At 47.4% G+C, this 19,759-nt stretch carries 18 protein-coding genes and 1 riboswitch; of the genes, 11 read left to right on the forward strand and 7 right to left on the reverse strand.

Going from position 1 to position 19,759, the window contains the following annotated elements:
- Positions 1–28 precede the first annotated feature (28 nt).
- Positions 29–883, reverse strand: coding sequence for a CvfB family protein (locus EDD67_RS07930; protein WP_121438650.1), 855 nt, complete (start codon positions 881–883; stop codon positions 29–31).
- A 110-nt stretch (positions 884–993) separates the two neighbouring features.
- Positions 994–2,256, reverse strand: a complete 1,263-nt coding sequence (gene ilvA / locus EDD67_RS07935; RefSeq protein ID WP_121438649.1) for a threonine ammonia-lyase IlvA — start codon at positions 2,254–2,256, stop codon at positions 994–996.
- Positions 2,257–2,408: 152 nt separating this feature from the next.
- Here ilvA and EDD67_RS07940 point away from each other — a divergent pair, with 152 nt between their 5' ends.
- Together EDD67_RS07940 and EDD67_RS07945 are read left to right on the forward strand one after the other, a co-directional pair.
- Positions 2,409–3,059 carry an MtnX-like HAD-IB family phosphatase gene (locus tag EDD67_RS07940; protein ID WP_121438648.1) on the forward strand — a complete coding sequence of 217 codons (651 nt, stop codon included), beginning with the start codon at positions 2,409–2,411 and terminating at the stop codon, positions 3,057–3,059.
- Positions 3,059–4,132 carry an iron-containing alcohol dehydrogenase family protein gene (locus EDD67_RS07945; RefSeq protein ID WP_121438647.1) on the forward strand — a complete coding sequence of 358 codons (1,074 nt, stop codon included), beginning with the start codon at positions 3,059–3,061 and terminating at the stop codon, positions 4,130–4,132. Before EDD67_RS07940 ends, EDD67_RS07945 begins: the two co-directional genes overlap by 1 nt.
- Here the strand turns inward: EDD67_RS07945 and EDD67_RS07950 are convergent.
- The 3 genes from EDD67_RS07950 to EDD67_RS07960 are packed head-to-tail and all read right to left on the reverse strand — an operon-like array spanning position 4,118 to position 7,045.
- Positions 4,118–4,849, reverse strand: a complete 732-nt coding sequence (locus tag EDD67_RS07950; protein WP_121438646.1) for an exonuclease domain-containing protein — start codon at positions 4,847–4,849, stop codon at positions 4,118–4,120. The genes EDD67_RS07945 and EDD67_RS07950 overlap by 15 nt on opposite strands.
- A gap of 5 nt (positions 4,850–4,854) precedes the next feature.
- Positions 4,855–5,778 carry a DUF294 nucleotidyltransferase-like domain-containing protein gene (locus EDD67_RS07955; RefSeq protein ID WP_121438645.1) on the reverse strand — a complete coding sequence of 308 codons (924 nt, stop codon included), beginning with the start codon at positions 5,776–5,778 and terminating at the stop codon, positions 4,855–4,857.
- Between the two features lies 1 nt (position 5,779).
- Positions 5,780–7,045, reverse strand: coding sequence for an ammonium transporter (locus EDD67_RS07960; RefSeq protein WP_093072225.1), 1,266 nt, complete (start codon positions 7,043–7,045; stop codon positions 5,780–5,782).
- A gap of 218 nt (positions 7,046–7,263) precedes the next feature.
- Here EDD67_RS07960 and EDD67_RS13900 point away from each other — a divergent pair, with 218 nt between their 5' ends.
- A complete protein-coding gene (locus EDD67_RS13900) occupies positions 7,264–7,416 on the forward strand; it encodes a hypothetical protein (protein WP_154718730.1) in 153 nt (50 codons plus the stop codon).
- 253 nt (positions 7,417–7,669) lie between these two features.
- On the opposite strand, the gene EDD67_RS07965 is transcribed toward EDD67_RS13900, so the two are convergent.
- A complete protein-coding gene (locus tag EDD67_RS07965) occupies positions 7,670–8,584 on the reverse strand; it encodes a DMT family transporter (RefSeq protein WP_121438644.1) in 915 nt (304 codons plus the stop codon).
- Positions 8,585–8,753: 169 nt separating this feature from the next.
- Here EDD67_RS07965 and EDD67_RS07970 point away from each other — a divergent pair, with 169 nt between their 5' ends.
- Entirely contained in the window at positions 8,754–9,839 is a 1,086-nt protein-coding gene (locus EDD67_RS07970; RefSeq protein ID WP_093072223.1) for an acyltransferase family protein, read from the forward strand.
- A gap of 30 nt (positions 9,840–9,869) precedes the next feature.
- Here the strand turns inward: EDD67_RS07970 and EDD67_RS07975 are convergent, their stop codons facing one another.
- On the reverse strand, positions 9,870–10,946 hold the full coding sequence (locus EDD67_RS07975; RefSeq protein WP_242005907.1) for a serine hydrolase domain-containing protein: 1,077 nt from the start codon (positions 10,944–10,946) through the stop codon (positions 9,870–9,872).
- A 195-nt stretch (positions 10,947–11,141) separates the two neighbouring features.
- Positions 11,142–11,220: riboswitch (glycine riboswitch) on the forward strand.
- Positions 11,221–11,304: 84 nt separating this feature from the next.
- Between EDD67_RS07975 and EDD67_RS07980 the strand changes: the two genes are divergently transcribed.
- The 7 genes from EDD67_RS07980 (at position 11,305) to ectB (ending at position 19,753) form a co-directional block, all read left to right on the forward strand.
- The gene (locus EDD67_RS07980; RefSeq protein ID WP_121438643.1) at positions 11,305–11,580 is read left to right on the forward strand and encodes an ACT domain-containing protein; all 276 of its coding nucleotides are present in this window, start codon (positions 11,305–11,307) and stop codon (positions 11,578–11,580) included.
- A gap of 18 nt (positions 11,581–11,598) precedes the next feature.
- Positions 11,599–12,960 carry a PFL family protein gene (locus EDD67_RS07985; protein ID WP_093072221.1) on the forward strand — a complete coding sequence of 454 codons (1,362 nt, stop codon included), beginning with the start codon at positions 11,599–11,601 and terminating at the stop codon, positions 12,958–12,960.
- 318 nt (positions 12,961–13,278) lie between these two features.
- Positions 13,279–14,397, forward strand: a complete 1,119-nt coding sequence (proB, locus tag EDD67_RS07990) for a glutamate 5-kinase (protein ID WP_093072220.1) — start codon at positions 13,279–13,281, stop codon at positions 14,395–14,397.
- Positions 14,394–15,641, forward strand: a complete 1,248-nt coding sequence (locus EDD67_RS07995) for a glutamate-5-semialdehyde dehydrogenase (RefSeq protein WP_121438642.1) — start codon at positions 14,394–14,396, stop codon at positions 15,639–15,641. Before proB ends, EDD67_RS07995 begins: the two co-directional genes overlap by 4 nt.
- A gap of 72 nt (positions 15,642–15,713) precedes the next feature.
- The gene (typA, locus tag EDD67_RS08000) at positions 15,714–17,561 is read left to right on the forward strand and encodes a translational GTPase TypA (RefSeq protein ID WP_121438641.1); all 1,848 of its coding nucleotides are present in this window, start codon (positions 15,714–15,716) and stop codon (positions 17,559–17,561) included.
- 312 nt (positions 17,562–17,873) lie between these two features.
- Positions 17,874–18,380 (forward strand): diaminobutyrate acetyltransferase, encoded by a 507-nt coding sequence (gene ectA / locus EDD67_RS08005; RefSeq protein WP_121438640.1) that lies wholly within the window; start codon positions 17,874–17,876, stop codon positions 18,378–18,380.
- Positions 18,381–18,454: 74 nt separating this feature from the next.
- Complete coding sequence (gene ectB / locus EDD67_RS08010; RefSeq protein ID WP_093072216.1) at positions 18,455–19,753, forward strand: diaminobutyrate--2-oxoglutarate transaminase; 1,299 nt, start codon at positions 18,455–18,457, stop codon at positions 19,751–19,753.
- Positions 19,754–19,759: the final 6 nt, after the last annotated feature.

A 19,759-nucleotide genomic window follows, 5' to 3' on the forward strand; every position in this document is an offset into this window, starting at 1 on the left:
ATTGAAACCGAGCCGCGGTGCAGAACGGCTATTTTAAAAACGTGAATCCGTCTTGCTGTTCGACTTTGTCTTCTTTAAGGAGTTTGCCGATTGCCCGCTTAAACGCCCCTTTGCTCATGCCGAGCGAACGGTCGATTAAGTCCGGAGGCGACTGGTCGGTTAACGGCATTTTCCCGCCTCGCCCTTCTAAGTAAGAGATGATTTTTTCTGCATCCGAGGCTTGCCTTTCTGTACGAATCGGACGAAGGGTCACGTTGACGGTTCCGTCCGTTTTTCGCTCGATAACGCGTCCGGAGACCGCTTCGCCTAAGCGGAGAACCCCGTTTGCTTCACTTTCGTGAATAAACCCGCGTATGCCTTGTTCCGAAAAAAATACCGCGCCTTCATCGAGAATCCGGTATATCTGTCCTGAAATCGCCTGGCCGTTGATATCATCTTGCGCAATATCGCGTTCTTGAAGAATGATCTCTTCAGTGACCGGCTTGGCGACGAGTCTCTCCATTCTGTCGTATCCGAGCGTGACAAACAGACTGTCGCCGGCTTTCGGCCATTGCTGGCGCATTTCCGGCAAATCATCTTTTGATAAAAGTATGTCTTTGGTAATGCCGATATCAACAAATACTCCGGCACGCGGGTGAACGTGGACGACGTCAGCCCAATCATATGTGTCGAGGGTGACGCCGGGTATCTGCATCGTTGCGTTTAAATTCCCTTGTTTATCTTCGTATAAAAAGACCGATACGTCCTCCCCTTTTTTGACAGGTTCGATCGCGTCGTTTGTATGAAGCAATATTTTAATCCCTTCATGGCGAAGAACGTAACCTGTTTCGATTATTTTCTCTACACGGCATTCCGTGATCATTCCTGCTTTAGCTGTTTGCATGGAATCCTCCTGTTTTCTTCGATTAATTGCTACAGTCTACTATACAATGATATTGAAAAATACGAAAGAAAAAGCCGGAAAACAACTGGTTTTCCGGCATCATCTCATGATCAAATCAGCAAGTTAAACAGTTTTTGATCTTTGTTGATTTCTGTATAGTCGAAGCCGTTCTCCATCATCCGCTGCACGAGCGGCAAGTAATCGTCGCGGTCCTTTAATTCAATGCCGACGAGCACCGGCCCTTTGTCGCGGTTGTTTTTCTTCGTGTACTCAAACCGCGTGATGTCGTCGTGTTCGCCGAGAACTTTTGACATGAATTCCCTTAGCGCACCGGCGCGCTGCGGAAAATTGACGATGAAATAATGCTTATAGCCGTCGTAAATCAGCGACCGTTCTTTAATTTCCTGCATGCGGTCAATATCGTTATTACCGCCGCTGATCACACAAACGATTGTTTTTCCTTTGATTTCATCTTTGTACTGATCGAGGGCGGCGATCGGAAGCGCACCTGCAGGCTCTGCGACAATGGCGTTTTCATTGTATAAACTGAGGATCGTTGAACATACTTTGCCTTCCGGAACAACGCGGATGTCATCGACCACTTTCTGTGCGATATCAAACGTAATATCCCCGACCGTTTTTACCGACGCGCCGTCCACGAATTTATCGACTTGGTTGAGGCTGACAACATTGCCTTCTTCAAGTGATGTCTTCATCCCGGGTGCACCGGCAGGCTCTACGCCGACAACCTTCGTTGCCGGACTGATACTTTTGAAATACGAGCCGACGCCGCTTATTAAACCGCCTCCGCCAATACTCATAAAAATATGCGAGACAGGTTCTTCGATATTTTCGAGAATCTCCATCCCGATTGTCCCTTGGCCGGCGATCGTCCGCCGGTCGTTGAACGGATGGATAAACGACATCCCTTCTTCTTCGCGTGCGTTCATCGCTTCTTTGTATGCATCATCGAACGTATCGCCTGTCAAAATAACTTCAACGAACGGTTCGCCGAAAAATGTCACTCGCGACACTTTTTGCCGCGGCGTGGTTGTCGGCATAAAAATTTTCCCGCGCACACCGAGCGCTTTGCACGCGTAGGCAAAACCTTGCGCGTGATTGCCGGCGCTTGCGCAGACGACGCCGTTTTGCAAGTCTTTTTCCGGCAAGCTTTGAACTAAGTGATACGCTCCGCGCAGTTTAAACGAGCGGACAACTTGTAAGTCTTCGCGTTTTAAATAGATGTTCGCCCCGTATTTTTCTGACAAAAGCGCATCTTTTTGCAACGGTGTGTTGACGACAACATCTTTTAATTTTTGGTGAGCAACAAGAATATCTTTCACCGGGATTGTTTCGTGTACGGTTCGCTCCATGATGCATGTTCCTTTCCGATTAATCTACCGAATTTTATGACTAATCTTAACACACTGCGCCCCTTCTGCAAACCGTCATTTTCGAAGGTTGCCGTTTATTGGTATAATACATGTGTACACTTACACTTACGTTGATTGAAGGAGGAAGTTATATGACTAAAAAGTGGGCGTTTGTTTCCGATTTTGACGGAACGATCTCAAAAAAAGATTTCTATTGGATTGTGATCGAGTCGTATTATCCTGAGGGTGAGGAATTGTATAAACAATGGAAAAACGGCGAGATGAAAGATATCGAGTTTCTATCGACGGTATTTCAAGCGACCGAGCTTTCCGTTGAAGAACTGAACGCACTCATTCATAAAATCCCGCTCGATGAAGGGGTGTTTCCGTTTATCGATGCGGTTAAACAAGCCGGCGGTGACTTTATCATTCTCAGCGCCGGAACGGATTACTATATTCATGAGCTGATTCGTTACTATGATCTGCCGACGATCCCGGTATTTTCAAACCGCGGTTCTTTTGAAAACGGCGGAATACAGATTTATCTCGACCATTCAGATCCGTTTTACTCCGAGCGCTACGGGATTGATAAAAAAACGGTTATTGAAGCTTTGCAAAAAGATTACGAGTTCGTTTTTTATTACGGCGACAGCGAACCGGATTCACACCCGGCGCGTTCAGCTGACCGGATGTTTGCCAAAGATAAACTTGTGTCGATTTTGGATGAACAAAACGTCGGCTATGAACAGACAGAAACGTTTGCTGACGTTCATGAGCGGCTGAAATCTGAAGGGTGGGTATAATGATGAATGACGGCTTAAGCATTCCGATTCCTGATATTATGGACATTGAACCAGGTTCGTTGGCCTCGTTTTATACAAAACTGAAAGCGCGCGGAATGACGAAAGTCGGAATTTTATTCGACGAGTTTGCCGATGAGCATTACCGCAGCAGGCTGTTAGCTGCTGCTCCGGACGGGGTTGATGTTGAGGCGGTCAAGTACAGAAATGAGCAGACCATTCATGATCTCATCAGCCGAGCATTTGAAATAGACAGGTATGATGCGATTTGCGCGATGGGCGGCGGCGCAGTGATTGATGCAGGAAAATACATCGCATTTTCCCGCCGGACGCCGTTTATCAGTATTCCGATTTCGCCGTCCAATGACGGCTTTGCATCAAGCAACTGTTCACTTTACGTGGACGGGAAAAAGACGACGGTTCCGGCCCGTGTGCCGTACGGGATTGTTGCAGATCCCGCTATTATTGAAACAGCGCCGCGCCCGCTCGTTCTTGCCGGAGTCGGCGATTTAATGTCGAACATCACCGCGCTATACGATTGGGAGTATGAAGCAGAGATCGGCGCAGCCACGGTCCATGCTTTTGCATCGATGCTCAGCAAAAAAGCTGTCAACAGTTTCATTCGAACGCCGATGGATGATTTATACAGCGAGGTTTTTTTGAAAGAACTGATCAGTTCGCTTGCAATGGGCGGTGTATCTACCGTTATCAGCGGCAACAGTTCCCCGATCAGCGGAGCTGAACATATGATTTCCCACGCATTGGACAGGACAGCAAATAAGCCGCAAATGCACGGTGTTCAAGTCGGCATCGCCTCTTATCTTATGGCGCTTGTTCATGAACACCGGGCTGAACGAATGGTGAAAGTGTTTGAACGGACAGGCTTTTTTGATTACGTACAGACCTTGCCTTTAAACCGGGACGAATGGCTTTATGCGATTGAGATTGCGCCGGAGATGAAGCCGAAACGGCACACCTATTTGCATGAAGAGCGTCACCGCAACCGAGCGAAAGAGTTGCTGCATACCGATCCGGTGCTCAATCGTATATTTGCCGAATCGTCAGCGCTGGAATGAAGCGATGTACCGGTAAACGTCACCGAGTGATCGAAACCCGTCTTTTTTGAGCCGCTCGACGGAACAGCACCAAAGGCTGGCAGCCATTTTTGCATCTTCAAGGGCGTGATGACGGCCGTTCAGCGGAATTTGAAAAAAGCGGCAGCAGTCTTCCAAGTCTTTAAGCTGTTTTAAATCGCTGATTAAGGACGTTAACAAAACTGTATCGACGATCCGGTGCGGGAACCCGGTTTTATAAACCGACCACGTTGCCTGCTGCAAAAATGCTTTTTCATGGGCTGCATGATGAGCAGCGAGCGTTTCTTCTTTCGTAAACGAATAAAACGAATGAAGCGCATGTTTCTTTTCCGGTGCACTTTGCAGTTCTCGTTCCGAAAGGCCGGTTAACTGCTGAATCTCTTCACTGATCGGCCGGTCATGCTGGATGAGTGTATAAAATGTTTCGTTTTCGAGCGGCCGATTGTTGCGGATCTTTTGTGCGCCGATCGATAAAATCTGATCCCCTTTTAACGGATAAAAGCCTGTCGTTTCTATATCTACAACGGTAATATGAAGGTCATCAAACGGTACGTCCAGCGTTTTTCGCTGACGGATCTCTTTTTTTAAATGACGCAAATAGGCGATTTTTTTCGGATCCTGGCTGCCGGAACCGGGGTATATCGTTTGATCGATCAAGGAACCGGATATGTTTTTCATCCAATCAAATAACGGATTCACGTGCGTCACCTCTTTTTACATTCATGTAAAAGCTGCTGTTCGGTTTTGCGCATGAAACGCGCGCCGTCTGTCATCCATTTTTTAACGAGCGCTGTTTCCGATTTTGTGAAATAGCCCGGGTTAATAAAATGAATACCTTCTGTTTTATCGCGCCGGCAATATTTGAGCCGCAGCTCCAGTGCTTTTTCAAACCAGCCGGGAACTTGCGGCGTGTTACTATGTTTACCCTGCAATGCCCCGAGTCGCTCGATCGTTGACGTCGGCTGCAGATTTTCCCGGAAGGCCCATAGTCTGGCGGCGTGAACAACGGGGTAAAGCACTTGTTCTTTGAAATTAAAGGTCCCTTGATACTCCCCGTTAGACACCGTGAGGATTTGTCCGATCGCATTGATTCCGCGCTGGCGGTGAGCGGTATTTTCAATCAGTCGTTTCATCGCGTTCGACCCCGGGGCAATCTGCTGAAATAAGCTGTTTTTAATATCATCCAGCAGCCATTTTGCGCCATACAAAGCCCGGGCATCACTGAAAATCAATAAATACCGCAGACTGCTCCAGCTGTTTTCTTCGAGCCATTCGTCAATTTGCGAAAACCAAGCGTGGTAACTTTGACACCAAGCGGCGTGATTGCTCATCACTTTTCCTTCACAGCGCGGATAACCGGCTTTTTCTAATTGATGCGTAATTTGTTCGCCGAGGTATTGGAAATATGCCTGTTCTTCGTCTTTCCCCCAAAAAATGATGCCGTGATCTTGGTCGCTTCGAACTGATTGTTCCTTCCTTCCTCCGCTTCCGGTCAAGAAAAACACAAAAGGAGCGGGGGCTCGGCCCCACGCTCGTTCTGTGATCGTCACCGCACACTCGCAAGCATTGTATGCCTGCTGATCGTGCCATTGATTTAATTGATGCTGTGACAACGTTTCATTTAGCATGTTATGCTCCAAATTTTTCGTCTTCACGAATATTTTCCGGGTAACCGTAACTGCCGTGTTCGCTGATATCAAGCCCCATCAGCTCTTCTTCCTCACTGACACGGATTCCGCCGAGTACGGCGCTCATTGCTTTAAGAATAATGAAGGCTGCGACGAAAGCGTAAATTCCGGAAACGGCAACGCCGGTAAATTGAACCCCTAGTTGAGCCAATCCGCCGCCGTAGAGAAGCCCGGCTTGGCCGCCGTTCATTTCTGCCAAGGCCGGTGTCGCGAAGAAGCCGGTTGACAATGTACCCCAAATACCGGCAACACCGTGCACGGAGAGTGCGAAAATCGGATCGTCGATCTTCATTTTATCAAAGAAAAGCATGCTCAAATATACGAGAACACCGGCGATCAACCCGATCACAACAGCTGCCCAAGTGGCGACAAAAGCGGTTGAAGCTGTAATCGCAACGAGTCCGGCCAGGGCTCCGTTAAGCATCGTCGGCACATCGGCTTTACCGGTAAGAGCCATCACCGTAAGCATGGCTGCCAATGCCCCGGCCGCTGCTGCGAGCTGCGTTGTTAAGGAAACGTAACCGAAAAAGGCACCTTCTACGCCAAGCGTGCTCCCGCCGTTAAAACCGAACCAGCCGACCCATAAAAGCAGCACACCGAGCGCGGTGTATACTTGGTTGTGTCCGGCTAAGTTGTTCGCTGAACCGTCTTTGTTGTATTTGCCGATCCGCGGTTTTAATACGATCGTTGCAGCAAGTGCGGCCATTGCGCCGGTTAAGTGCACGACGGTTGATCCGGCAAAATCTTGCTTACCGAGTCCGGCCAACCAGCCGTCGCCCCAGATCCAGTGCGCTACGACCGGATACACAGCTGCTGAGAACAAAACGGCAAATACGATGTAAGCAGAAAGTTTCGCCCGCTCAGCAAACCCGCCAAACGCAATTGTTAAGGCAATTGCAGCGAAGGCAAGCTGAAACATAAAATCAACCGACCCCGCTAAACCGTCGACCTCAGATGTAAAATCACCGTAAAAGAAATCTGATAAACCTATGAATAAGTTCCCTTCGCCGTAAATAAATCCGTAACCGACGGCCCAAAACACAAGTGAAGCAATTCCGACTGTGAAAATCGTTTTCCCGGCAATATGCCCGGCATTTTTCATGCGCGTTGAGCCGGCTTCGAGAAGAATGAATCCCCCTTGCATGAGTAATACGAGCACAAAACAGATAATGATAAAGACATTGTTCATCAAAAAGATTTCATCCATTTGAGATTCACGCTCCTTTTAAAAATTTGTCAGTTTTTTCAACTGATCTGATTCTCAGTATACTGTCAAAATTTTCTGACACACTATTTTCGTCAGGTTATCTGACAGACTTTTTGCCGAGCATTTTTTGTTGCACCAAAAAAAGCGTGCAGTTAACTGCACGCTTCAGAGTGTTGACAAAGTCATGACATCGATAGAAGTCATATTAAAAGGAACGGATGACTGCGCATCGTCCGGCTTATGTCCTGCGGGCGAGCGCCGAGCCGCTTCGGGCTGACGCCCTGCAGGGTCTCGTCTGTCTCGCTATCCCGCGGGAAAAAGCCGGGATGCTGGGTCATCCTCCTTCTTTGAATCGAGTGTATTCATCATAAAGGAAGCCGCGCATCCACTCCTCCGACGCCTCCGGGAAAGCAAGAGACGAAGATCCGTATTTGGCGGCCTGAGGCCGCCAAATACTAGCTGAGTCCTTGCCCGGGGCAAGCGGAGGGTAGTGGCTGCGTGGCTTACGTCAAAATAATAATTTGTCTATAAGCTGAAGCGTGCAGTTAACTGCACGCTCTCTTAACACGGTCAGGCATCTTCTGTTACGTTCAGCACGGTTGCTGAGGTGTGTACATGCGGTTTTTATTGCGGCGAATATTTTTTCGTCCGTAAATATTGCTGCTCGATATACCCGGTCCCTAACAGGACACCAAAGACAATTAAGATGAAGCCGCCGATTTGCGTTAAATAAATTTGTTCACCTAAAAAGAAAAAGGACCCGATCAAGGCAAAAAACGGCACTAAGTTATTGAATACAGCCGATTTACCGGCCCCGATTTTTTGAATCGCGGCATTAAACAAGATGTGCCCCATGCCTGTTGCTAAAATTGCTGAAGAGAAAAAGACTGACCATACCAAGGTTCCGGCAGTTAAAAACGGCTCAGCAGTAACCGGTTCGACAGCGAAACTGATACCGACTAAACTGATTGAACCGATTAACAGCATCATCGCTGTTAATTGACGCGACGACAACGTCCCTGTCACTTTTCGGATAATGATAAACGATATTGCTTGCGCAAACATCGAGAGGAACACGAGGAGATCCCCTGATGATACGGCGCCGGCTGGATCGCCCGGGTTGATCACGACAAGCGCGACACCGCCGAATCCGAGCAAGATCCCGGTGAAACGGGATTTCGTGACATTCTCATTTAAGAAGATCATCGCAAGCACCGCGGTCGTGATCGGAATTAAACCGAGAATAAGCGATCCGTTTGAAGCTGTCGTGTACTGCAAGCCAACAGCTAGCAATGAGTGATGAGCAACTTGACCGAATAAAGCGCCGGCGATGATAAATATCAGTTCTGTCCGGGTCACTTTCCGCAAATCTTTCAGAAAATATAAAACGATCAATGCCGCCAGTCCGGCTGTACCGATTCGAAGTCCTTGCATCATGACCGGGTCGAAATGTTCAACGAGAAATTTTACAGCGACAACATTCATCCCCCAAATGAACATGACGGTGATTAAAATGAAATATGTACCTGTTTGCTTCATTGTCGACCTTCTTTCATGATTAGAATGGATTGGCAAAACGTTTAAACCACAGTTTTACATACTAAGCCGAGAAACTCTCCTCGTCAATCTTGAACGGAAGTGATAGAATGATACATTGTGATTATTGCAATACTCTGCTTTAAGCTCGGAAAGAAATTGGGTGAACCATATGAAAAGTCCGCAAATGATCAAAGAAATATTCGTATTGCGGAGTCTTGGCTGTATAGGAATCGTTCTGTTGCACAGCATATACATTGCGCTTTCAGCTCATTCGCCGGAGGAACTCGGAACGGTCGTTTATACTTTGCTCGACTCCTTACAGGTGTTTTTGTACTACGGAACGCCGATGTTTGTTTTTATCTCTGAATTTGTTATTTCCTATTCTTATCGTTCACGCCGCCTGCCGGGAAATTTTTTGCAAAAGCGGCTGAAGTTTATTATGATCCCGTATATCACGATGGGCCTTTTGTATTCGATTCCTTTTTTTCAACTCGGCGTAGAATTTTGGGGGACGAAAGCTTTGATGAATATTTTCGTCGGGGATTATCACGGTTATTTTGTGTTAATCATTTTTCAGTTTTATCTCGTTCATTACTTTTTTAACAGTTATTTGAAGCGATGGTCGCCGAGAGTAGTGATCTCAGCGGCACTCGCTGTAAATGTACTGTATTTGGCTGTGTTTAACTACACAGCACCGCCTGACTTTCTCCCCCACGGCGATTACATTTGGGACCGTTTTTTCTGGGTGCCGATGTTCGGATGGGTGTTTTATTTTGTGATCGGCTTTTACTCTGGGTACTATTATGAATCGTTTATCGACTCGCTGACAAAATACCGCTTTGTTATTTTCGCCGGTCCGCTCGTTTCAACAGCATTTTTAATGTTTATGTATCACAGCGGGATTTTGACCGAACACAGTTCAAAACGAATTGATATTCTTTTGCATACGACAGCGATCAGTCTGTTTCTGTTTTATATCATGTCGTTTTTACCGAGACCGCCCCGGGTGCTCGTTTTTATCAGCCGCTACTCATTCGGGATCTTTCTCTTTCATTATGCGTTCATATTCATTATGGACTACGTTTATCAGCAATTTTTCCCGTACGATCTGCTGCTGATGTATATTCCGGTTCTGTTTATATTCAGTCTGTTCAGTTCGATTTTTGTGATCTTCTTGTTAAATAAAACGCCATACGGGTTTTTATTTGTCGGAAAAATCGGGATCCCTTATGATACCGGCAAAAAAGCTGCTTAAATAAAAGGCTCCGGCATTTGCTCCGGAGCCTTAGCGATCTTCTTGGATCTGTGAATCGAGAATCAGCTGCAGCAGCTGCAGGCGCTGCAAGTTATTGACGCTGTCTTGCGCCACGGTGAATGCTTCCTGATTTGAGTCGACCCGATGCACAAATACGAGGTCGCGTTCAGGAATTACCTCAATCGACTGGCCGTAGCGGCCGATCGCGGAGAACATGTCCAAATCGCTGAACGGCGGTTCGACAGCTGTCCACCATAAGTATCCGTAATCCATTAAATCATTTGAGGGCACTTCTGCTTGCGGGGAAGTGCTTTTTTCCACCCAGTCTTGCGGGACAATTTGTTCCCCTTCCCATTTGCCTTCCTGCAAATACAACTGGCCAAATCGAGCAAAGTCGCGCGCCGACATGCGAAATAAATAGGACGGATGAAGCGAGCGGCGGTTTTCATAACGGTAGTTCGTGTTGCCGAGCTCAAAATCTTCCATTCCGAGCGGTTCGGCGATGCGGTCGGCAAAATCTTCAAACAAGTCCCGCTCGGTTTCTTGGTTATAAATCGTCCCGAGCACATTAAAATCCCAGTTGTTATAATAGTAGTACGTTCCGGGCAAAAATGATTCCCTTGCCGGCCGGGCTTGCCTCATCCCCCACGACTCTTCCCCGGCAGGCAAATACACCCCTGACGTAGAAGAGAGCAAATGTGAGAGCCGGGCGCGTTTTTCTAAATTTGTCAGCGGCGGGTCTTCCTCTATTTCAAAATCAAACAGTGTCTCGTGCAGCTCAAAGGTGCCCTTTTCAAGTTCGATGCCGTACAGCGCGCTCAAAAAGCTTTTCCGCACGGAATGGGCGTTCGTGTTTCTCGTTACATCTCCCCAAGAAAGCAGCACGTCGCCGTCATAAATGACCATGAGCGCGGTAGAATTGATTGATTCATAATAATTTCTCGCCTGCAAAAGCGCATCCGGGTTCCAACCTGCTTCTTCAAAACTTTCATGGCGGTCCCATGTTGTTTCCTCTTCGTTTTCGAGTGTGAAATATTCATACATAAACAGAAACGTCAAAACGGATAAAACGCCTGCTGTAAATACGATCCACTTATCAAGCACCATTGATCATTCCTTGCAGTCAGCGTATGTAGTCTCGTTCACTATAACACGGAGTTTGTGTCCCGGTCACGGACAAACAGCATTTGCACGTTGGATGTTAACGCCCGAAAGCCGTTGACCGGCGTGCGAAAAGCTGATAGTATCTAATTGATTCAAGTTAATACAACGGGCAGTGAAGGCGTGGATAAAACTATTGCTGGAGCCGCTTCTGGAGAGACCGTTCCGCAGACGGCGCCGAAGGATTCATGATCTCAGGCAAACGGACAGAAGAAGCAGTGCAGCTTTGCACAGTTTTCTTGCGGGATTGGATGGTTATCCAATCTTTTTTTAATGGATTCAACTACGGAAAGGAAGATGTATGATGGAACAGCAACGGGCGGTTATTACAGTCGTCGGGAAAGATCAGGTCGGTATAATTGCGAAAGTGACCACGGCGTTGGCCGATAATCAATTAAACGTTCTCGATATCAGTCAGACAATTTTGCAGGATTTCTTTACGATGATGATGATCGTCGATTTAAGCCGAGCGGCTGATTTAGAGAAACTCCAGGCTGATCTTGAAAAGATCGAGCAGGATATGCAGCTGCAAATTGATATGCAGCGTGAAGATATTTTTCAATCGATGCACCGGATTTAGGATTAGGGAGTGAAAACTATGAATATTGCGTTTACAGAAATCCAGGAAACGATTCGGATGGTCCAGATGGAAAGCTTAGACGTTCGGACTGTTACTATGGGCATCAGTTTGAGAGATTGCATCGATGCTGATGCTGAAAAAATGAATGAAAAAGTTTATCAAAAAATCGTCGGTTATGCCGGTGAGTTGCGGGAAACGGCGGAACAAGTCGAAAAAGAATACGGCATTCCGATTATCAATAAACGCATTGCGATTACCCCGGCTGCTGAATTGCTCGGCCAAGCAAGCACTGACGATGCTGTTATGCTCGCGAAAACTCTCGATCAAGCGGCAACGGATATCGGTGTCGATTTTATCGGCGGGTTCTCCGCCCTCGTTCATAAAGGAACAACCCGCGGCGATAATGTATTGCTTAAAAGTTTAGCCGAAGCGCTGAGTGAGACGGAACGCGTTTGCGCTTCTGTTTCTGTTGCGACCACTGCGACAGGCATCAATATGGACGCTGTACGGGAAATGGGCGAAATCATTCACGATGCAGCAGTACGCACGCAAGATCAAAACGGCATTGCCAACGCGAAACTCGTTGTTTTTTGCAATCCGGTTGAAGACAACCCGTTTATGGCCGGTGCGTTTCACGGCTCCGGCGAAGGTGAAGCGGTGATTAATGTCGGCGTCAGCGGTCCCGGTGTGGTCTTGAATGCCTTGAAAAAACATCCTGATGCTGACTTGGGCGAAGTGTCCGAAGTGATTAAACGTACGGTGTTTAAAATTACCCGCGCGGGTGAGCTGATGGGCCGCGTCGTTGCCGACCGGCTCGAGCTGCCGTTTGGTATTATGGATCTCTCGCTTGCTCCGACAAACGCGATGAATGACAGCGTTGCGGAAATTCTCGAAGAAATCGGCCTTGAGCGCGTCGGGACGCACGGAACGATCGCGGCACTGGCATTGATGAACGATGCGGTTAAAAAAGGCGGCGCCATGGCCAGTTCGTATGTCGGCGGGTTAAGCGGCGCATTCATCCCCGTGAGCGAAGATAACGGGATGATCAAAGGCTTGGAAGACGGCGCTTTAAGTTTAAACAAGCTCGAAGCGATGACGTGCGTTTGTTCCGTCGGTCTCGACATGATCGCTGTTTCAGGCGATGCGACTCCCGCCTCGCTGTCCGGATTGATTGCTGATGAAATGGCGATCGGCATGATCAATAAAAAAACGACCGCGGTTCGAATTATTCCTGTTCCCGGCAAAAATGAAGGGGATTTAGTTGAATTCGGCGGGCTGCTCGGCCGCGCTCCTGTGATCGGCATCAGCCCGTTTAATTCAGATAAAATGATCGCCCGCGGCGGCAGGATTCCCGCCCCGCTTCAGTCATTAATTAATTAAAAGCTTTATCTTGACAACGTGCTTTGAATCATCGATAATACTTTGTTACAGAGGAAAATAAATGAGTGACCGTGAAGATCAGTAATCAGACACTGGACAGACAGAGAAGGAAATTCATCGGCTGAAAAATTTCCTGCTGTACAAGACTGATGAACCTGCTTCCTTTTTGTGAAGTTACACGTGCCGTGAGCGTTAATCGCGAATGAGAGGTTCCGCTTAACGGAAAAAGCGGTTCAAACAAGGTGGTACCGCGGAGCTGACAGACTTCGTCCTTATTTAAGGACGAAGTCTGTTTTTGTATATCCGGAGGTGAAACAAATGGCGAAAAAACGCATTGTGATTAAAATCGGCAGCAGTTCGCTGACAACGAATCAAGGAAAGCTGTCGGAAAAACAGATGGAGCATGTGACACAAATGATTGCTGCCTCTTATCGGGACAATTACGAAGTGATTGTCATTTCTTCAGGAGCTGTCTCAGCCGGATTCGGCGAAATGGGTTATCCGGTCCGACCGCAAACGTTAAAAGGAAAACAAGCCGCCGCCTCAGTCGGTCAAACCGTTTTAATGCGCCATTATCAAGACCGTCTCAACGCAAACGGCGTAGTTTCCGCCCAGTTATTGCTGACGAGAGCTGATTTTACGGACGAAGAGCGTTATCATCATATGTTTAATACGTTTGATGAGCTGTTTAAGCGCGGAGTCGTCCCGATTATTAACGAAAATGATGCAACCGCTGTCGATGAACTGACATTTGGTGACAATGATATGCTCGCATCGCTTGTCAGCGGCTTTATCCATGCGGACCAGCTGATTATTTGGACAGATGTTGACGGCATATACAACGGCAACCCGTTGACCGATGCGCACGCCGAAAAAATTTATTCACTGACTGGACTCCCAGCTGAGTTAATCGACGGGATCGATAATTCGAGTTCTTCCTCTGTCGGCACCGGCGGGATGAAATCAAAGTTATCTGCAGCAGACAGGGCTTTGTCTATGGGAGTTCCTGTTTTTATCGGCAACGGTATTCATCAGCATGCAGTTCACGACGTCATTGCCGGTCAAGGAAACGGCACCTATTTATACCCTACGACAGATCGGCCGATGAAAACAAAAAAACAGTGGATTGCCTTCCACTCCGACATTAAAGGGAGCCTCACCGTTGATAACGGGGCGGCCGAAGCGCTGGTGGAAAACTATCACAGCCTCCTACCCGTCGGTATTATCAGTGTGCAAGGAGAATTTATTGAAGGTGACGTGATCACTGTGTACGACAGTGACGGCAACCTGCTCGGAAACGGCAAAGCGGGCATTTCAAAAAACGAATTGGCGACGATGATAGCTTCAGGCTCATCACCTGCCTCCAAAACGCGCACGGCGATTCACCGTGATGACTGGATTACGATTAAAGAAGAGAAGAAAGGAGAATCTTTATGAGTTCAGAAGTGAAGCAAAAGACCGATCAGGCACAAGCTTCCGTTGTCGCCATGTCAAAAGCATCGACAGATATAAAACATGAAGCGCTTGAAAACTTGGCGAGCTGTTTGGATAAAAACCGCAGCGAGGTTTTAGCGGCAAACACCGAAGATGTCGAGCGTGGCAAAAGCAACGGCTTATCTGCAGCCTTAATCGATCGTTTAACACTGACAGATCAGCGCCTTGATGATATTATAGACGCGATTTATCACCTTGTTGATTTGCCCGATCCGATCGGGACGGTTAAATCCGAAAACAAACGCCCAAACGGGTTGACAATCCAAGAGAAAACCGTGCCGCTCGGGGTGATCGGAATGATTTATGAAGCGCGTCCAAATGTTACGGTCGATGCCGCGAGTCTCGCGATAAAAACCGGCAATACAATTTTACTGCGCGGCAGCTCCTCCACCCTCTCCTCGAACCGAGTATTGACCGAAATTATTCAGACTGGTTTAGAAAAAGCGGGCTTGCCCGCCCATGCAGTGCAGTTGATTGAAGATACGGAGCGAACGGCGCTTAAGGAAATGTTTACGATGCACGGCGATATTGATGTCTTGATCCCTCGCGGGGGCGCAGCTTTAATCAATCAAGTAGTGAATGAATCTTCTGTCCCGGTTATTGAGACAGGAGCAGGCAACTGTCATGTTTACATCGATGAATCTGCTGATCGTGACATGGCGGTGCAAATCACCGTGAATGCAAAAACGCAGCGCCCGTCAGTTTGTAACGCGTGCGAAACGGTAGTCGTACATGAAAGTTGGGCCGCCCATCACCTTCCGCGCTTGATCGAATCGCTAGAAGAACACGGTGTGACTATTGTCGGCGACGAACAAAGCCGTTCTTATTCCGAAGCGATCTTACCGGCATCCGAAGAAGATTTCGCAGCCGAATTTCTCGATTTAAAATTGGCTGTAAAAGTTGCAGCGGATTTATCTGATGCGGTCGAGCATATTCGCCGCTACAGCACGAAGCATTCTGAAGCGATTGTTTCGCAGAACAGCGAAAACGTGGAAACATTTTTTGCAAGTATCGATGCGGCGACACTGTATCATAACGCGTCAACGCGTTTTACAGACGGCTTTGAATTCGGTTTCGGGGCAGAGATCGGTATCAGTACGCAAAAGCTTCATGCCCGCGGACCGATGGGGCTGCCGGCATTAACAACGATCCAATATCACGTGTTGGGCGACGGACAGATAAAATAACCCCTCCCGTATTTCATGTGTTTATGGTATAATTGTTAGGTTGAATCAGTTTAAATAAGAAGGAGCTTTTGCATGACTAAACGAACAGACATCCGAAACATTGCGATTATTGCCCACGTCGACCACGGTAAAACAACATTGGTGGATGAAATGCTTAAACAATCGGGCACGTTCCGTAAACATGAGCAAGTTTCCGAGCGCGCAATGGATTCGATTGATATTGAAAAAGAACGAGGCATTACGATTTTAGCTAAAAATACGGCGGTGGATTATGAAGGTACTAGGATCAACATTCTCGACACCCCGGGTCACGCCGATTTTGGCGGTGAAGTTGAGCGGATTTTGAAAATGGTTGACGGTGTTTTGCTCGTCGTCGATGCGTTTGAAGGCTGCATGCCGCAAACGCGGTTTGTGTTGAAAAAAGCGATGGAACAAAAACTGCGCCCTGTCGTTGTCGTTAATAAGATCGATCGGCCGATGGCGCGTCCGGCAGAAGTGATTGATGAAGTTGTTGATTTGCTGATTGATCTCGGCGCGGATGAAGATCAGCTCGATTTTCCCGTCATTTATACATCAGCGATCAACGGCACGTCCAGCTTGGACCCTGCTCCGGAAAATCAAGTCGCTTCGATGAAAGACGTTTTTGAATCGGTGATTGAAAATGTGCCGGCGCCTGTATACAACGCCGATGAACCGCTCCAGTTTCAGGTGACGATGCTCGATTATAACGAGTACCTCGGACGAATCGGTGTCGGCCGCGTCTTCCGCGGAAAAGTTAAAGTCGGCGACCAAGTGTCTTTATATAAGCGGGACGGTTCAACGAAATCGTTTCGTATTACTAAGCTGTTTGGTTTTCTCGGCTTAAAACGAATGGAAATTGAAGAAGCTGAAGCCGGAGATTTGATTGCGATCGCCGGGATTGAAGACATTATGGTCGGCGAAACAATCTGTCCGGCCGATCATATGGACCCCCTTCCCCTCGTGCGCATCGATGAGCCTACGCTGCAAATGACGTTCCTCGTTAATAACAGTCCGTTTGCAGGACGCGAGGGCGATTATATTACAAGCCGCAAAATCGAGTCCCGTTTAATGACGCAAGTGGAAACAGACGTCAGTTTAGAAGTTGAAAATACCGACTCGCCGGATGTTTGGAAAGTTTCCGGACGCGGTGAACTGCATTTATCCATTTTGATTGAAAATCTTCGACGCGAAGGTTTTGAACTGCAAGTATCCAAGCCGGAAGTTATCATACGCGAAATTGACGGCAAAAAGTGCGAACCTTACGAAATGGCGCAAGTGGATGTGCCTGATGATTACACCGGAGCGGTGATGGAATCGCTCGGTGAACGAAAAGGCGAAATGCTTAATATGACGAATAAAGGCGACGGCCAAGTGCGCATGGATTTTCTTATCCCTTCCCGCGGCTTAATCGGTTATACGACTGAATTTATGGCGCTGACGAAAGGTTACGGGATTTTAAACCACAGCTTCGACCGCTTCTTGCCGCTCGCTGAAGGATATACCGGCGGCCGCCGCCAGGGCGCGCTTATTTCAATGGAAAACGGCAAAGTGACGCCTTACGGCATGATGCAAGTGGAAGACCGCGGTGAATTGTTCACCGAACCGGGTACGGAAGTTTACGAAGGTATGATTGTCGGCGAACACGCCCGCGAAAATGATTTGACCGTCAATTTGACGAAAATGAAGCAGCAGACAAACGTACGGTCTGCTACGAAAGACCAAACAGTGACGATGAAAAAACCGAGAATTATGACGCTTGAAGAAGCGCTCGAGTTTCTTAATGAAGATGAGTACTGCGAAGTGACACCTCAGTCCATCCGCCTGCGGAAAAAAGTGCTCGACAAAAGCACGCGTGAACGCGAAGAGAAACGCAAAAAACTGGCAATGAAACAAGACTGATCCCTCCACCCCCCAAGTCCCGGCTGTTTATTCAGCCGGGGCTTTTTTGATCTCATATGTGGGAATTATATCCAAAAATAATTTGCATTTGCTTGTATTCTTTACAATAAGCGAGCAATAAATAAGATGAACGTTCTCAGCATTACTGAAGATGACATTTATCAGAAAATACGGTCAGAACCGATATAAACGCATTTGCTCATTTGATCATTTCTCACTATCATTAACGTATGCGAGTCAAACAAAGAACCGTTTTTTCAGCGTTCTTACTTGACTGCTAAATCGAATAACAATGTAAGGTGGGTTTTCAACATGAGCGAACGTTCGGCAGCAATGCTTGATTCGTTAACATTCGGGAAACCGACAAAATTTGACGGAAAGAAAATGTGGACCTTAGTTAAAGAGTCCACGCTCGATTTAAACTCAGCTTACAAGTATTTAATGATGGCTGAATACTTTTCCGAAACTTGTGTGATTGTAAAAGAAAAAGATGATGTTGTCGGCTTTATTACCGGCTTCATCGAGCCGGATGCACCGGATACTGTCTTTGTTTGGCAGATTGGTGTAGCCCCCTCACAGCAAGGTAAAGGGCTGGCTTCGAAAATGCTGAGTGAATTAATCACCCGTCCAGCGTGCCGGGACGTCCGGTATGTAGAAGCAACCGTTACCGCTGATAATGAGGCGTCCAAGGCTTTGTTTACGCGGTTCGCTAAGAAAAACGGTATGGATTTGAACGTGTTTGAAACGTTCCCCGAAGATGCTTTCCCGGACGGGCATGATGCTGAATTCACATACCGGATCGGACCTATATCCGAGTAAAGACGTGAGTTTACAAGGTTTTGACGGCCGGGCACTACTATAAAACAGACAGTATATTGGAGGAGATTATAGCGATGAATAATGAAAAACTTAACGTTATTGAAGAGCTTGAATCATCGGTAAGAAGTTATGTGCGAAGTTTTCCGACGGTGTTTACAAAAGCGCGCGGACATAAAATGTGGGACGAAAACGGCAAAGAATATATCGATTTTTTCTCCGGAGCGGGAGCGTTAAACTACGGCCATAATGAACCGAACATGAAAAAACGTCTCGTCGAGTATATTCTTGATGACGGGATCACTCACTCGCTTGATATGGCGTCAGATGCAAAGGTTGAGTTCCTTGAGAAATTCAATGACGTCATTTTAAAACCGCGGGAAATGAATTACAAAGTTATGTTCCCTGGACCGACAGGAACGAACAGTGTAGAAAGCGCGCTGAAGATTGCCCGCAAAGCGACGGGACGAACAGATGTCATCAGTTTTACAAACGGTTTTCACGGAATGACGATCGGTTCCCTTTCCGTAACCGGAAACTCGATGAAGCGTCAAGGGGCCGGGATTCCGCTGCAGTATTCTCCTACGATGCCTTACGATGATTTCGTCGGCAGCGAAGACGACACACTCGATTATTTAGAGCGCTTTTTAGAGGATAACGGAAGCGGCGTGTCGATTCCGGCTGCAATGATTTTTGAAACCGTTCAAGGCGAAGGCGGTATTAATGCCGCGCGGTTTGAATGGATGAAGAAGCTGTCTGATATTTGTGAGCGCTGGGGCATCTTGTTGATTGTCGATGATGTGCAAGCCGGTGTCGGGCGCACAGGGACATTCTTTTCCTTTGAACCGGCAGGGATTAAACCGGACATTGTCTGCCTGTCAAAATCGATCGGCGGTTACGGTTCGCCTTTCGCGTTGACGTTAATCGATCCGAAGCTGGATGAACTTTGGGTTCCCGGCGAGCATAACGGCACCTTCCGCGGCAACAACCATGCGTTTGTAACTGCGGCAGAATCATTAAAATACTGGGAAGATCCTAAATTCGAAAAAAGCATTCAAACAAAATCAGAGCTGATTACGAAACGGCTTGAAAAACTGATTCAAGACTATCCCGCAATGAAAGGTCATTTGAAAGGCCGCGGATTTATGCAGGGCGTATCTTCAGACGTCGACGGTTTCAGTGAAAAAGTCGCCGAAAAAGCGTTTTGCCACGGTCTGATTATGGAGACGGCCGGCGGACATGATGAAGTGTTCAAGCTGTTCCCGCCGATCAATATTGATGAAGAAGGTTTAACTGCAGGATTGGACTTGATTGAAAAAGCGGTTCAATCGGCGATTACAGCGATGGAACTCGATAAAACCCCGGTTGGACAATAAAATCCG

This window comes from Salisediminibacterium halotolerans (genome assembly GCF_003814815.1).
In the GTDB taxonomy this organism is placed as follows: Bacteria; Bacillota; Bacilli; order Bacillales; family Salisediminibacteriaceae; genus Salisediminibacterium; species Salisediminibacterium halotolerans.

Bases quoted from the DNA above. Each gene is read 5' to 3' on its own strand.
- EDD67_RS07980 (WP_121438643.1), top strand. From the start codon at position 11,305: ATGGAACAGCAACGGGCGGTTATTACAGTCGTCGGGAAAGATCAGGTC.
- EDD67_RS13900 (WP_154718730.1), top strand. From the start codon at position 7,264: ATGACTGCGCATCGTCCGGCTTATGTCCTGCGGGCGAGCGCCGAGCCG.
- EDD67_RS07960 (WP_093072225.1), bottom strand. From the start codon at position 7,045: ATGGATGAAATCTTTTTGATGAACAATGTCTTTATCATTATCTGTTTT.
- typA (WP_121438641.1), top strand. From the start codon at position 15,714: ATGACTAAACGAACAGACATCCGAAACATTGCGATTATTGCCCACGTC.
- EDD67_RS07975 (WP_242005907.1), bottom strand. From the start codon at position 10,946: ATGGTGCTTGATAAGTGGATCGTATTTACAGCAGGCGTTTTATCCGTT.
- EDD67_RS07965 (WP_121438644.1), bottom strand. From the start codon at position 8,584: ATGAAGCAAACAGGTACATATTTCATTTTAATCACCGTCATGTTCATT.
- EDD67_RS07940 (WP_121438648.1), top strand. From the start codon at position 2,409: ATGACTAAAAAGTGGGCGTTTGTTTCCGATTTTGACGGAACGATCTCA.
- proB (WP_093072220.1), top strand. From the start codon at position 13,279: ATGGCGAAAAAACGCATTGTGATTAAAATCGGCAGCAGTTCGCTGACA.
- EDD67_RS07970 (WP_093072223.1), top strand. From the start codon at position 8,754: ATGAAAAGTCCGCAAATGATCAAAGAAATATTCGTATTGCGGAGTCTT.
- ectB (WP_093072216.1), top strand. From the start codon at position 18,455: ATGAATAATGAAAAACTTAACGTTATTGAAGAGCTTGAATCATCGGTA.
- EDD67_RS07955 (WP_121438645.1), bottom strand. From the start codon at position 5,778: ATGCTAAATGAAACGTTGTCACAGCATCAATTAAATCAATGGCACGAT.
- EDD67_RS07945 (WP_121438647.1), top strand. From the start codon at position 3,059: ATGATGAATGACGGCTTAAGCATTCCGATTCCTGATATTATGGACATT.
- EDD67_RS07930 (WP_121438650.1), bottom strand. From the start codon at position 883: ATGCAAACAGCTAAAGCAGGAATGATCACGGAATGCCGTGTAGAGAAA.
- EDD67_RS07985 (WP_093072221.1), top strand. From the start codon at position 11,599: ATGAATATTGCGTTTACAGAAATCCAGGAAACGATTCGGATGGTCCAG.
- EDD67_RS07995 (WP_121438642.1), top strand. From the start codon at position 14,394: ATGAGTTCAGAAGTGAAGCAAAAGACCGATCAGGCACAAGCTTCCGTT.
- ectA (WP_121438640.1), top strand. From the start codon at position 17,874: ATGAGCGAACGTTCGGCAGCAATGCTTGATTCGTTAACATTCGGGAAA.
- ilvA (WP_121438649.1), bottom strand. From the start codon at position 2,256: ATGGAGCGAACCGTACACGAAACAATCCCGGTGAAAGATATTCTTGTT.